This window comes from Saccharopolyspora sp. NPDC002686 (genome assembly GCF_040295745.1).
Classification (GTDB): domain Bacteria; phylum Actinomycetota; class Actinomycetes; order Mycobacteriales; family Pseudonocardiaceae; genus Saccharopolyspora; species Saccharopolyspora oryzae.
Genome location: NZ_JBEOVY010000015.1, coordinates 1 through 13,288, shown reverse-complemented (window position 1 = coordinate 13,288; position 13,288 = coordinate 1). Strand labels below are relative to the sequence as shown.

The 13,288-nt window shown below is 68.8% G+C and carries 12 protein-coding genes and 1 pseudogene; 4 read left to right on the top strand and 9 right to left on the bottom strand.

Features of this window, described 5'->3' with window-relative positions; all coding sequences use genetic code 11:
• Positions 1-16 precede the first annotated feature (16 nt).
• From ABTZ89_RS03735 to ABTZ89_RS03710, 6 genes are all read right to left on the bottom strand, one after another.
• Positions 17-1,018, bottom strand: coding sequence for an amidohydrolase family protein (locus ABTZ89_RS03735; RefSeq protein WP_351039719.1), 1,002 nt, complete (start codon positions 1,016-1,018; stop codon positions 17-19).
• A 30-nt stretch (positions 1,019-1,048) separates the two neighbouring features.
• Positions 1,049-2,509: a 4-hydroxyphenylacetate 3-hydroxylase family protein gene (locus ABTZ89_RS03730; RefSeq protein WP_270948169.1), complete on the bottom strand. Its 1,461-nt coding sequence runs from the start codon at positions 2,507-2,509 to the stop codon at positions 1,049-1,051.
• Positions 2,510-2,668: 159 nt separating this feature from the next.
• Positions 2,669-4,117, bottom strand: a complete 1,449-nt coding sequence (locus ABTZ89_RS03725) for an aldehyde dehydrogenase family protein (protein WP_351039715.1) — start codon at positions 4,115-4,117, stop codon at positions 2,669-2,671.
• A gap of 161 nt (positions 4,118-4,278) precedes the next feature.
• The gene (locus ABTZ89_RS03720; RefSeq protein WP_351039713.1) at positions 4,279-5,769 is read right to left on the bottom strand and encodes a sodium:solute symporter family protein; all 1,491 of its coding nucleotides are present in this window, start codon (positions 5,767-5,769) and stop codon (positions 4,279-4,281) included.
• Between the two features lie 115 nt (positions 5,770-5,884).
• Positions 5,885-6,175 (bottom strand): hypothetical protein, encoded by a 291-nt coding sequence (locus ABTZ89_RS03715; RefSeq protein ID WP_351039710.1) that lies wholly within the window; start codon positions 6,173-6,175, stop codon positions 5,885-5,887.
• A gap of 400 nt (positions 6,176-6,575) precedes the next feature.
• Entirely contained in the window at positions 6,576-7,571 is a 996-nt protein-coding gene (locus ABTZ89_RS03710; RefSeq protein WP_351039707.1) for a LacI family DNA-binding transcriptional regulator, read from the bottom strand.
• 112 nt (positions 7,572-7,683) lie between these two features.
• Between ABTZ89_RS03710 and ABTZ89_RS03705 the strand changes: the two are divergent.
• The 3 genes and pseudogenes from ABTZ89_RS03705 to ABTZ89_RS03695 form a co-directional block, all read left to right on the top strand.
• Positions 7,684-7,830, top strand: a pseudogene (locus ABTZ89_RS03705) (hypothetical protein); the annotation flags it as partial.
• 281 nt (positions 7,831-8,111) lie between these two features.
• The gene (locus ABTZ89_RS03700; protein ID WP_351039705.1) at positions 8,112-8,633 is read left to right on the top strand and encodes a Rid family detoxifying hydrolase; all 522 of its coding nucleotides are present in this window, start codon (positions 8,112-8,114) and stop codon (positions 8,631-8,633) included.
• A 58-nt stretch (positions 8,634-8,691) separates the two neighbouring features.
• The gene (locus ABTZ89_RS03695; RefSeq protein ID WP_270948165.1) at positions 8,692-10,074 is read left to right on the top strand and encodes an aminotransferase class V-fold PLP-dependent enzyme; all 1,383 of its coding nucleotides are present in this window, start codon (positions 8,692-8,694) and stop codon (positions 10,072-10,074) included.
• A 63-nt stretch (positions 10,075-10,137) separates the two neighbouring features.
• On the opposite strand, the gene ABTZ89_RS03690 is transcribed toward ABTZ89_RS03695, so the two are convergent.
• Genes ABTZ89_RS03690 through ABTZ89_RS03680 form a run of 3 tightly spaced genes read right to left on the bottom strand, consistent with a single transcriptional unit; the run spans position 10,138 to position 12,516 of the window.
• Positions 10,138-10,398 carry a hypothetical protein gene (locus tag ABTZ89_RS03690; protein WP_270948164.1) on the bottom strand — a complete coding sequence of 87 codons (261 nt, stop codon included), beginning with the start codon at positions 10,396-10,398 and terminating at the stop codon, positions 10,138-10,140.
• 2 nt (positions 10,399-10,400) lie between these two features.
• Positions 10,401-10,985, bottom strand: a complete 585-nt coding sequence (locus ABTZ89_RS03685; protein WP_351039700.1) for an RNA polymerase sigma factor — start codon at positions 10,983-10,985, stop codon at positions 10,401-10,403.
• Positions 10,966-12,516 carry a sodium:solute symporter family protein gene (locus tag ABTZ89_RS03680; protein WP_351039698.1) on the bottom strand — a complete coding sequence of 517 codons (1,551 nt, stop codon included), beginning with the start codon at positions 12,514-12,516 and terminating at the stop codon, positions 10,966-10,968. Before ABTZ89_RS03680 ends, ABTZ89_RS03685 begins: the two co-directional genes overlap by 20 nt.
• Before the next feature lie 396 nt (positions 12,517-12,912).
• Between ABTZ89_RS03680 and ABTZ89_RS03675 the strand changes: the two genes are divergently transcribed.
• A partial coding sequence (locus ABTZ89_RS03675; protein WP_351039695.1) for a carbon starvation CstA family protein occupies positions 12,913-13,288 on the top strand: 376 nt, incomplete at its 3' end.

The following is a 13,288-nucleotide window of genomic DNA, read 5'->3' as shown; positions in this document are numbered from 1 at the left end:
TCCTCCCTCTCGCCGCTCACAGCCGGAAGAGCGCGCGTGCGTTGTTCTCGAGGACGTCGGCGCGACGCTCGTCGTCGAGCCAGTCGATGTCGTCGATGAGCAGGTGGATGTCGTCGAACCAGCGGCCGGTCTCCGGGTCGATCTGCGAACCGGTCCCCGGTTTCTCCGACCCGAACAGCACCCGGTCGGTGCCGACGACCTCCATGAGCAGCTCCAGGCTGCCCCGGGTGTACAGGCAGGAGTCGAAGTGCAACCGGCGGAGCTTGTCCAAGTAGGACACCCCCGTCCGCACGACCGACGGGAGGAAGCGGCCCACCTGGTACGGGATCGCTCCCCCGCCGTGCGAGACGATCACCTTCAGCTCCGGGAAGTCCTTGAGCACGCTCGAGTTGACCAGGCTCCACACCGCTACGGTCTCTTCCTGGATGAAGTGCAGGCTGTACGGCTCCCGGGCCGGTGGCTTGCACCCGGCCGCGTGCAGCAGGACCGGCACGTCGAGTTCGCACAAGACCTCGTACACCGGGTACCAGTACCGATCACCCAGCGCCAACGGGGCTTCCGTCCCTTCATGCGGATCGGTGTTGAGCATCGCGCCGACGAAGCCGAGTTCGGTCACCGCGCGGCGCAACTCGGCGGTCCACTCGCGCGGCGTCAGGTCCGGGCTTTGCGGGAGTCCCGCGACGCCCTTGAACCGGCCGGGGAACAGCTCGGTCGCGCGGTGGATGAGGTTGTTCGTCTCCTCGGTGAACCACTGCACGAGCTTGGCTGGCCGTTCGCTGTGCATCATCTGGAACGGCCGGGGCGAGATCATCTGCAGGTCGATGCCGGCGCCGTCGAGGTGCGCGAGGTGCGAGATGTCGCCGAAGCTCGGATGCGGGTGGTGGTAAGCGGCGACGAGCGCGTCGTCGCTGATGGCCGGTGGTTTGCTGCCGTGCGCGCCGCGGTGCGAGAGCAGCGAGGCCTTCCAGGCGTAGAAGGCGTCCGGCGCGGACATGTGGCCGTGGACGTCGATGATCACGGAACGCTCCTCTGCGTCTGTTCGGATGTCTCAGGCACTCGTGAGCGGTTTGCTGATGAGTTCGTCGACCCGCGCGTCCGTCGCCGACGTGTCGTAGAAGCGCAGCAGCCGCGTGCGGCCCGCGCCGGGGTCGCCCCGGTGCAGGTACTCGTAGAGTTCCTGGCGCATGCCGAAGCTCGAGCCGGCGAGTTCCCAGCCGAGCCGGAACAGCCGCGCCTTCTCGGCGGCGCCGATGTCGTGGCCGCGCATGTAGAGGTCCAGGAACGGGCGCAGCTCGGGGTTCGCGAGATCGGCTTCCGTGGGCTGCATGATCAGTCCGGAGGCGGCGATCTGGCGCAGGATCTGCACCATGCGCGCCGAGATGTCGGCCGACCAGAAACCCACGCCGTTGCTGTTGGTCGGGGCGAGGTGCCCGGCCGGGGTTGTGGTGACGTCGGCCTCGGCGCCCTTGATCGCGAGTTCGAGCGTCTGGACGTAGGAGATGAGTTCGCCGAGCTGTTCCTGGATGCCGCGGAAGGTGTCGACGCCGATGGAATGGGCGAGCTTCTTCGCTACCGAGGTGAAGAACTTCATCCGGGCGAGGAAGCGGATGTGCGTGCTCTGCAGGCTCCAGACGTTGATCCGGCTCAGGCCCTTGAGCGCGCGCAGGGAGTCACCGAGGAGGAAGATGCGTTCGCGGGGCAGGAAAACGTCGTCGAAGAACAACATCGCGTCCTGCTCGTCGTACCGGTTCCCGAGCGGGTGCGCGTGTCCGCTCTGCGGTGCACCGAGCGGTTCGCGCAACAGGATCTTCAGTCCCGGCGCGTTCATCGGCAGGGCGAACCAGATGACGAAGTCCTCCGCACCGCGCGCGGCCGTGACACCGTTGAGGTACACCAGGACCTCGTGGGAGAACGGGGCGAGCGTGGCGAGTTGCTTGGCCCCGCGCAGGACCACTCCGTCTTCACGCTCCTCCACGACGCGCAGTGCGAGATCCGGGTCGTCGAGCGGGCTGGCGCTGCGGTCGATCTGCGGATCGCCGAGTGCGTGCGTCAGCACGAGGTCGTTCTCCATGGCGAAGCGGCGGTAGTTCCGGGCGTTCTCCCCGAACCCCTGGCGGTTGCGTTCGAGCTCGTCGGCGTAATCGGCGAGACCCGCGACCACGTTCGACATGAAGTCGGGCGAACGACCGAGCTGCCCGAGGCTTTCGCGCATCCACCACTCCGACGCGGCGAACTTGGCGCGCAGCTCCTCCCGGGTCTTCGGCAGCGAAAAGGCGTAGCTGACCTCGTTACCGGTCTCGTCCGACTTGAACAGCGTCGCCTGCCGCGCTTCGGGGGTGGCGAAACGCAGGTCGAGCAAGCGGGCGAACTCGTCGACGGCCGGTTGCAGCGCCGGGTGCTCCGCGACGTTCTCGATGCGCTTCCCGTCGAGCCAGACCTCGCGGCCGTCGTCGAGGCTCCGCTTGTACTGCTCGCCGGTCAGCGCCCCAGCAGCACTGGAAATGTCCATGTACTCCGACTCCTTCGTCCGTCTTGGCGGGCCCGCACCGGGCGACGATTCGAAGCTACGGAACCTGCTCCGCCGCGGAATCGGGCCGCTGCGGGAATCTCCTCCGCACTTGTCCGACACGGTGTAGGAAGGTGCGACGCGGTGTCGGAAACGCTGGGCTCAGTCCTGGATCGTCGGAACCGTCACCCACTGCCAGCAGGTGAACTCGTCGAGGTTCCAACGGCCTCCGTGCCGTCCGCCGTTGCCGGACGTGCCGAGCCCGCCCATCGGGATGTGGGCGGCGTCGTAGATGGTCTGGCCGTTGAGGGCGATCATCCCGGCTCGCAAGCGCGCGGCGAAGCCGAGGGCGCGTCCGATGTCGCGGCTGTGGATCGCTGCGGAGAGGCCGTGATCGGTCGCGTTGGCCAGCGCGAGCGCTTCCGCTTCCGTCGAGAAGCGGGTGACCGGGGCCACCGGACCGAAGATCTCACTCAGGAATGCCGCGTTGTCAGCGGTCACGCCGTCGAGCACGGTTGGTTGGTAGAACGCGCCCTCGTGCGCGGCGCCGCACACGACCCGGGCGCCGCCGGCGATCGACGCCTCGACGATTCCGTGCACGTGCTCGGCTTGCGCGGCCGTGATCAGCGGGCCGAGGGTCGTCCCAGGTGCCCGAGGATCGCCGAGGCGCAGCTCACCGGCAGCTGCGCTGAGCCGTTCGACGTATTCGTCGGCGATGCTCTCGTGCACGAGATGCCGTCCGGTTGCCATGCAGATCTGCCCCTGGTGCCGGAAAGAACCCCCTGCGCCGCCGACCACAGCGCGGTCGAGATCGGCGTCCGCCATGACGATGAACGCGTTGTTCCCGCCGAGTTCGAGCACCACCCGCTTCAGCAGGCCGCCCGCGACCGCCCCGACCCGCCTGCCCGCGGCCGACGAACCGGTGAACGAAATCGCGGCCGTGTGCGGCGAACGCACCACGGCCTCCCCCGTTCCGACACCGCCGGGCAACACGTGCAGGACGCCTTCGGGCAGTCCGGCGCGCTCGAAGACGTGGGCGATCACCGCACCGCCGGAGAAAGCGGTCTTCACATCCGGCTTGGCGAGCACGGCGTTGCCGAGCGCGATCGCGGGGGCCACCGAGCGCATGGCCAGCATCAGCGGTGCGTTCCACGGAGCGATCACACCGACGACGCCGACCGGGATCCGCCGGGCCAGGCCCAGCGTCGCCGGATCTTCCACCGGAAGGAGGTCGCCCTGCGACATCGTGACCAGACCGGCTGCGCCGACCAGTTCATCGATGGCCTTGTCGACCTCGTGCTTAGCCTTCGCAGGCAGCGAGCCGCTCTCGCGCACGAGCAGGTTCTCGACGTCGGCGCGGATGTCGCGCAGCGCGTCCGCAGCCCGCATGAGGACGTCGGCGCGGGTGCGGTACGACGCACAGTTCCACTCGGCCTGCGCCGCCACCGCAGCCACACCGGCCCGCTCCACGTCGTGCTCGTCGGCGATCCCGGCCAGCCCCACCAACCCGCCATCTCCGGGCGAGACGACCGGCACCGTGCCTCCGCCACCGCCCCGCCAGCCGCCGGAGTAGATGCGCCCGTCTGCTTCGTCCAGGTCCCACCGGGCCATCGCCGTCCCTGCCAATCCTGTTGCGGTTGCGGAGATCAGCGCGATGCTAGGTCGGGGCAGGTCTTCGCTTCATGGGCTCAGCGAAGCAAATCCGGCGCTGGCGGCTCGACACGGTGTCGGAATGGCCGTCACTGCGCGATCGCCTCGGCGGCGCTTCCGGTTCAGGTCCTCGCTGCTGGTGCGGAGTTGTCGTCGCGGGCCAGCGACTCGGTGATCTCTTCGGCTGCTGCGGGTGCGTCCCGGCGGAGGGCGCCGACGCCGATGAACAGGGCGAGCGACACGAGGACCGGGGTGACCACGGTGATCGCGTCGTTGAGGTGCCACACGTACTTCGTCAGCGCGTAGGAGATGATCCCGCCGCCCCACGAGATCAGCGCAGCGGTCGGGCCGATGTGCCGGAACGGGCGCAGCATGCCCAGCATCATCGGGATGGAGATCGGTCCGATCAGCGCACCCACCCAGGTCACGATGATCGACAGCACCCCGCCCAGGTTCTCCGCGTTGATCGCGACGACGACGCTCAGCAGCACGAAGACCACGGTGAGGTAGCGCCCGGTGCGCAGCGCCTCCGCGTCCGTGAAGCTCTTGAAGCGCTTCCAAACGTTGGGCAGCACGTCGCGCGTGATGACCGCGGAGATGGCGTTGGCGTCTGAGGCGGCCATGGCCATCGTGTGCGAGAACACGCCGACCAGGACCAGCCCCAGCAGACCCGCGGGCAGGAAGTCCAGGGCCATCTGCGCGTAGACGTCCTCCGACTTCGTGACGTGCACCAGCAAGGGCGCCGCGAACATCGGCAGCATCAGGACGATCGGCCACACCAAGTACAGGAAGCTGGACAGCAGCGCGGTGTTCCGAGCCTGCGCGGGGCTGGGCGTGGCGATGTAGCGCTGCGCGAGGTTCCACATGCCGCCGTTGTACTCGAAGGTCTTGACCACGATGTAGACGATCACGAAGTACATCGGGTACTTGCTGGTCGTCGGGTCGGTGTGGCCCGCGGGCAGCGCACCCCAGAAGTTCAGGTAGTTCAACCCCTGCGCGGACAGCGCGGAACCGACGGCGATGAGCATGGCGAACGCGGCGAGCCCCTGGATCACGAACTGGCCGAGTTCGGTGAGCGCGTCGGCCCAAAGACCGCCCGCGGTGCAGTACAGCAGCGTCACGCCTGCCGTGATCACGACGCCCCACACCAGCGGGATGCCCACGAACTTGTCGAGCAGCAACGCCACCGCGGACCACTTCGCGGCCACGTCGAAGATCTTGAGCAGCGACCCGCTCCAGGCCAGCACCTGCTGCGTCGGCACGTTGAACCGGGTGGCCAGGTACTCCAGCGGCGAGGCGATGTCGTAGCGGGCGCGCAGGCGGTTCCACTTCGGCGCGAACAGGAAAGCGCCGATGCCGGTGGCGACCGCGAGCGGGAACATGAACACGATGTAGGACACGATGCCCTGGTCGTAAGCGACCCCCGCGTAGGCCACGAAGACCACCGCGCTGTAACCGGACATGTGGTGCGAGATGCCTGCCAGCCACCAGGGCATCCGCCCGCCTGCGGTGAAGTAGTCGGCGGAGCTGGATACCTGGCGGTGCGCCCAGACCCCGATCACGACCATCACGACGAAGTAGCCGGCTATGACCGACCAGTCCAACAGGTGCATGTCGACACTTCCCTTCCCCTGGCTGGCGAGGGCGGCTCCTGCCAGCAGTCACGTCGTTGTGCGGGACAGCTCGGGCGAGTCGGAACGGGCGGAACCGGATCCCGGTCATCGCGCGTCAGCGGGGCACGCGGGTGTTGCTCAGCGCGGGGCGGTCTTCAGCGGCAATTCCGCTTCGATAGCGGATAATGATCAGCGGAAGGACCCACATGCTCTCGTGGAGCCGCCGTGCGATCGCGCGCTGCGCCGGATCACTTGGAAACAAGCGGTCCGAATGCGGGTTCAGCGGTGCGGGACGCCGAGCCGCCTCCACTGCATTCGCGTGCGCAGTTGATGTCGTACGACCGTCCATGCGCCGCAGCATCATCGTCGGCGACCGCCCGTGGCAACAGGTTGCCAACAGTTGCATCGAGGTTCTCCAGCCGCGTAGCAGCGCGATGGTCCGGGTAGCAGAACCCGGACCCCGCCAAGCTGCGGAATCGGTGTTCTGAGCCATGTCCTGCCCGAACGCGAACTGCCGTCGGCGCGGTGGAAGTGCTTGGTGGTGACCGGAACGCTCTCAGACGAGAGCCGCTCGCCCTGGAAACCGCGCACCACGGCACCGATCACGTCGGCAGCGAGCTCGGGGTTCTCCCCGAACGTGCCGCTCGCCCAGCGCGGGATCGTGCGTCGCGGCCAGCCCGAGTTCACCGGGCCAGGTCGAGGACTGGCCGGTCGCCTCGGCTACCCCGAACCGACCGCCGGAGAGAATCGCCTCACTCCGAACCGCTGTACTCCACTGTGGACACCGACTGAGCGGCGCGCCCGCCTCACCCCTGCGGTGCTGGCCCGGTGGAGCCCCTGATCACCAGGTGGGACTCGAAGCTGCGCGAGCCTTGCAGGTCACCTCGCCCCGTCAGTCGCTCGTGCAAGATGTCGACCGCGCACCAGCCGAGCTTGTCCGCTGGACCGGCGATCGTGGTCAGGCCCGGGACGGTGAAATCCGCGCCGAAGATGTCGTCGCAACCGACCAGGCTGAGGTCCTCGGGCACCCGAACCCCGACGGCTTGCAGCCGGTGCAGTGCGCCGATGGCGATGAGGTCGTTGTAGGCGATCGCCGCCGAACCCTTGCCCAGCATCAACGCCTCCGCCGCTTCCTGCCCGCCCTGCCGGTTCGGCGCGAACGGTCCCAGGAAGGACACCTGGAGGCCCAGCGACGACGCTTCGTCCTGGACCGCGCGCCAGCGCTGCCCGTTGATCCAGGAGTTCCGCGGGCCCGACAGGTAGGCGAGCCTGCGGTGCCCGAGCACCGCCAGGTGCCGGACCGCTTTGCGCATCCCGGCCGCGGTGTCGACCACCAGGCTCGGCACGCCCTCGATCTCGCGGTTGATCATCACGAGCGGCCGGTACCCGGCGAGTTGCTGCACGGTCTCGTCCGACAGCCGGGAGGTCGACAGGATCCCGCCGCTGGTGGTGGCCAGCAGGTGCCGCAGGTTGTTGGCCTCCACCTGCGCCGACTCGTCGCTGTCGGTCAGCGCCAGGGTGTAGTTGCGCTCGATCGCCCTGGCCTGCGCCGCCTTGATGACCGTGACGTAGTACGGGTTGGAGATGTCGGAGACCACCAGGGTCAGCGTCCGGATGCGCCCCGGCGCCTCGGCCCGGGCCAGCGGCCGCGGCTCGTAACCGATCTCGCGGGCGGCCGCCTGCACCCGTTCCCTGGTTCCGGCGCTGACCCTGGCGGGGTTGCTGAAGGTGCGGGACACCGTGGAAGCGGCCACGCCGCAGTGGCGTGCCACGTCGTAGATCGTCGGCCGTTCTCGCTCCACGGATCCGCCTCCCGGAATCGGCGACAACAAATGGCAACGAGTTGCCACTCTAAATCCCGGCTTCCCAGGTTGGACCGACTCGGGCCCGTCCGCGAACGCGTGGCGGCCGGCACTGCCACCTCGCGGATCCGGAGGTCCGCTCGATCGATCCGCCGTCAAGAGGAGTGAGCGCGTCGCCCCGCTGCTGGTCGGGCGCGATGCGCACCGCATCGAGGACACCTGGCAGTACCTGTACCGCGGCGGCTACTGGCGCCGGGGTGCACGACGAAACTGACCTGCTCCACCCGGTGGAGCACGACCGGAGGGTCCGCCCACCGCGTTCCGCGCGGACCCTTCGACATTGGACCTGCTGAGTGCGCAGCTCTCCCCCCACTTCATGTTGCGCTGCGGTGTCGCCGGGTTTACCGCGATCGGGTGCGAACCGGTTCAGCCGGTGAAGTTCACATTTCCCGCTGCTGAGCGGTAAACCGGCGCCTCCCGATCGGCAACCAAACAGCCGACCGCACCAACCGGTGAACCACGTCGCGCTGGAGGATGTGCATGGACGATCCGCAAGAAGTGCAGGGAAGCTCCCGAAGTCCTTCCAGGGCCCGCAGGTGGCGGCTCGGAGCCGTTGCCGCGGCGCTCGCGCTGGCGGTCCTCGGCAGCAGCGCCTGGGCCGGGGCCGATCGCCTGGTAGGGCACCGGCCGCTCAACCCGCCCGACGCACCGCAAGCGATCGGCCCGTACTCGCAAGGCATTTCGACCGGTCAGATGGTGTTCGTGTCCGGGCAGCTGCCGATCGACCCGTCCACCGGACAGCTGCTCGCCGATGCGCCCGTCGAGGAGCAGACCCGGCAGGTGCTTCGCAACGTTCGGGCGGTGCTCGCGGCCGACCACCTCGAGATGGCGCAGGTCGTCAGCACCACCGTCTACTTGTCCGACCTCGCCGACTTCGAGCGGTTCAACGCCGCCTACGCCGAGTTCTTCACCGAAGGCGCGCCGCCGGCGCGGGCCACCGTGCAGGTCGTCCGGGTGCCGAAGGACGCCAAGGTCGAGATCTCCGCGATCGCAGTCCGATAGCTCCAGCAGAACCCGAAAGGATCTGGCAGTGCCGAAACTTTCGAGCAGAACGAACGACTTGTCCCGCAGGGGTTTCCTGCGCATCGCCGGGGCCGGTGCCGCCGTCGCCGGGTTGAGCACCACCGGGTTGTCCTCCGCGGCCGGAGCCGCCGAGCTGACACCGCTGGCGGCGAACTTGCCCACCGGATCCAACGACGCCTACTGGCGCGAGGTCGAGCGGCTTTTCATGCTCGACAAGAACGTGCTGTTCATGAACGTCGGCACCGTCGGTTCGCCGCCGCGCGAGGTGGTCGACACCCTGGACCGCGTGCACCGCGAGGTGGCCGTCGGCGCGAAGTCGGCCTACAGCGACTTCGCCGACGTCCGCGCGGTGGCCGCCAAGGGATACGGCTGCGACCCCGACGAACTGGTGATCTCGCACAACACCAGCGATGGCATGTCGAAGATCCTGGCTGGCCTCAACCTGCGCGCCGGGGATGAAATCCTCACCACCAACCACGAACACCCCGGTGGCAACGTCCCCATGGCGCTGGCCAGGGACCGGTACGGCGTGGTGCTCAAGCGGGTGGAGCTGCCGGTCGGCAACGACCAGCGCGCCGAGGACTACGTCGCGGCGTTCGAGCGGGCGATCAGCAGCCGCACGAAGGTGATGCTGTTCTCCGCACCCACCTACAAGACCGGCACGATGCTGCCGATCCAGCTGCTGGCCAAGCTGGCTCAGGCGCACGGTGTGACCACCGTGGTCGACGGCGCCCACATCCCGGGCATGATGGCCTACGACTTCCACGCGCTCGGCGTGGACTTCCTGGCCGGTTCGGCCGCGAAGTGGCAATGCGGACCCGGCGGCACCGGGGTGCTCTACATCCGCAACAAGGTGCTGCCGCAGCACAACCCGAACCCGCTGCCCGAGTTCTGGCCCGTGGTGTCCAGCAGCTACCCGGAGGAGGGCGGCTTGCCCCCGCGTTCCAGCGGGAGCAAGGAGAGCTACGACATCGCGAAGTACCTCCAGTCGGTCGGCAACGGGAGCATCGCGATCATGGAGGGCGTGCGCAACGCCTGCGAGGTGTGGGACCGCATCGGCAGGCAACGAATCCAGGACCACGCGCTCGAACTTTCCGCCTACCTCAAGGAACTCGTCACCGAGCGGTGGGGCGTGGCCTCGCTGTACTCGCCGAAGGACGACCCGCGGCTGGTGTGCGCGCTGTCCTCGTTCAACCCGTTCCGCAACCCGGCCGACGTGCTGGACAAGGCCAAGTCCGACCAGTTCGTGGCGCGGATGAAGGACGAGTACGGCATCGTCATCCGCAACGTCGACTTCCCGGTGATCGGTTCGGCCCAGAAGCACGCACCGGTGCGCATCTCCACCCACCTGTTCCACCAGCGCGACGACGTCGAGCGAGTCGTCGACGCGATGTGGGACCTGGCGGGCAAGATGGCCTGATCCGCGCACTGCGACGCCACCTCTGCTGCGCGCGAGAGCGGAGGTGGCTTCGTGGTGCGCGGATCAGGGCTGGATGACGATCTCCACCGGGTCCCCACCGGGGGCGTGCGGAGGCGGCGGCGCGGACAGCGAGTTCAGCGCCCACAAACCGACGACATCGGCCGCGGCGACGATGAGCAGTGCCAGCACGAGCATGATGAGCCTGCGCCTGCGCTCCCGGCGCTGCCACTCCGACCGGGCCTTGGCGTAGGCGTCGGGTGAGGCCACCACCGACGTCGCGAGCACGTCGAGCGTCTCGCGCAGCTGTTCCTCCGGGTCGCGCACGGTCACGAGTGTGCCCCCATCGCCCGCGACAGCGCTTGCATTCCGCGCGACGTGTGCGACTTGACCGCCCCCTTGCTGATGCCCATGGCTTCGGCGATCTCGGATTCCTTCAGGTCCAGCCAGTACCGCAGCACCAACGCCTCGCGCTGCCGCGCCGGGAGGGAGTTCAGGGCGTCCACCACCCGCCGCTGGTCCTCGTGCAGCAGCGCGGTGGCCTCCGCCGACTCGATGCTGGGTTCCTGGACGTCGACGTGCTTGCGCAGCACCTTGAGGTGGCGGATGCGCATCCGCACCAGGTTCACCACCACGGAGCGGAGGTAGCGCGGGCCCGCTTCGGGATCGCGCAGCCGGTACCAACCGCGGTGCAGCTGGCAGAACGCCTCGGCCACGATGTCCTCGGCGTCCTGCTCCGCGCCGAGCAGCACGGCCAGCCGCAGCAGCTGCGTGTGGTGACCGTCGAACAGCCGCACCATCGCCGATTCCCGCTCCACGTCGCGGATGTCCATGCTCGGCTCGGTGGGCGGCACGTCGTTCGACGACCGCCGATCAGCCGCGGAGTCCGTGCGGTCAGGAGATCCCGGAGTCACGGCGCCGCACCCCCTCCCGGAGCACCCGCGGTGGGTGGATCGGATGGATCACGCCCGAGGGCGCGCGCGGCACCCGGAGTCCGCGCAGCAGCGCCTGCGCCGCCGCGGTCACCGCGATGTTCACCGCCAGAGCGACGATTCCGGTGTAGACGTGCGCGGTGAACTGGCCGAAGTGGACGACGACCAGCGAGGTGAAGCCGCCCTCGTTGACCAGCACGGTGCCCGCGACCATGCCCGTCAGCCAGCCGGCCAGCAGCGCGAACGGGCGCGGGGTGTGCCGCAGCAACCCCAGCACGATCATGGGCAGGGTCTGCAGCACCCAGACCGCGCCGAGCAGGTGCAGGTTGATCGCGGCCTGGTCGCGCAGGCCGAGCGCGAACGCCAGGGCACCGATCTTGACCACCAGCGAGGTCAGCCGCGCCATCCGCGCCTCCTGGGCGTCGGTGGCGGTCGGGTTGACGAACTCGACGTAGACGTTGCGGGCGAACAGCGTTGCCGCGCCCATGGACATCACCGCGGCCGGCACCAACGCCGCCACCACCAGCACCCCGAACAGGATCCCGGCCAGCCAGCTCGGCGCGAGCGCACCCATCAACACCGGAACGGCCAACTCGCTCTGGCCGCTCGGCAGCACCACGCCCGCAGCCAGCGCGGCCACCCCCAGCAGCGCGAACACGGCCAGCATGCCTGCCCAGCCGAGCAGTCCGCCGGCCGTTCGGCGCAGCACGTCCGGACCGCGCGCGGAGAAGGCGACCATCAGCACGTGCGGGAAAGCGAACAGCGCGAGCGCGGAACCCAGTGCCAGCGACGCGAACGCCGGCCACAACGCGGGCGACAGCGCCAACACCTCTGCCCCGCCGGCACGTTCGAGAATCTCGGGCGGGGTCCCCAACTTGGTCACGGCCAGCACCGCCACCACCACGGTGCAGGCCACCACGAGCACTGCCTTGACCACCGCGGCGAACACCGGTGCGCGCAACCCGTAGCGATAGGTCGACAACGCCAGGATCGCGAACACCACGGCCAGCACCAGATCCCCGGCCATGCCACCGGAGTACAGGCCGAGCACGGTGAGCACCGCCCGGATGCCGATCAGCTGCAGCGCGACATAGGGCATCGTGGCGAAGATCCCGGTCAACGCCACGGCCAGCGCCAGCAGCGGCGAACCGTAGCGGCCCCGGACGAAGTCGGCGACGGTGACGTAGCCGTGCGCCCGCGCCACCGAGACGAGCCTCGGGAGGAGCACGAAGCCGATCGCGCAGCTGAGGACCGTGTACGGCACCGCGTAGAAGCCGATCGCCCCCGAGCTGAACACCGCTCCGGGCACCGCGGTGAAGGTGTAGGCGGTGTAGATCGTGCCGCCGAGCAGGCACCACATCAGCCCGCCACCGTGCCGGCGACCGGCCAGCGCCCACCCAGCGAGGTCGTCGGGGACCCGGCCGCGCGCCGATCGCCGGGCAGCGACGAGAGTTCCCACCGAACCGGCGAGCACGACCACCGCGCACGTGACCACCACGACGACGTTGTCCATGGATTCTCCGCACTCGGGCTGGGGCGGCCACCGGTGCGGTTCGCCGCCGGTGGCGAATTCCGTTTCGACCGCCGGTAAACCTTCCGGTCAGCACCGGCAACTGTTGGGCGAGGACGAAAAACGCGGGAGGTGTTCGGACGATGCGGTAGTGAACCCCAGCGAACAGCGAAAAACCAGGGCCGTTCCCACATCGCAGGACGTACGAGCCGATCGACGCCCCGCGGTCCCGGTGTGCCTGAGTGCCTGTCTTTGAACTCATTTTGCGTGGCGGTGCAAGCGCCGAGGGTGGGCTATGCGCCTGCGGCGCATCAAAGACAAAACGAGGAGCAAAGACCGGCTCTCAGAACGCACGGCAAGCACTCCGACGGAGGAGCCACGCATGAAAGCAACTGCGGCATGACCGCGGCCGGCGCACCGCCGGTCGAGGCGGACGACAAACCGCGCTGGACCCCGGTGCGGATCGCGATCTGGGTCGCGATCTCGCTGATCGGTGCCGTGGCGTGGTCGATCTTGGCGCTCTCCCGCGACGAACCGGTGAACGCGGTGTGGTTCGTCTTCGCCGCACTCGCCTCCTACGCCATCGCGTACCGGTTCTACGCCCGGTTCATCGTCACGAAGGTGTTGCGAGCGGACGACAAGCGCGCCACCCCGGCCGAGCGGCTGGAGAACGGCCTCGACTTCCAGGACGAAGGCGGCGTGCTGTTCACCACCGATCCGCTCGGGACCAACAAGTTGAGCTACCACGAGGAGCGCTTCGCCGGGGAGGTGTTCC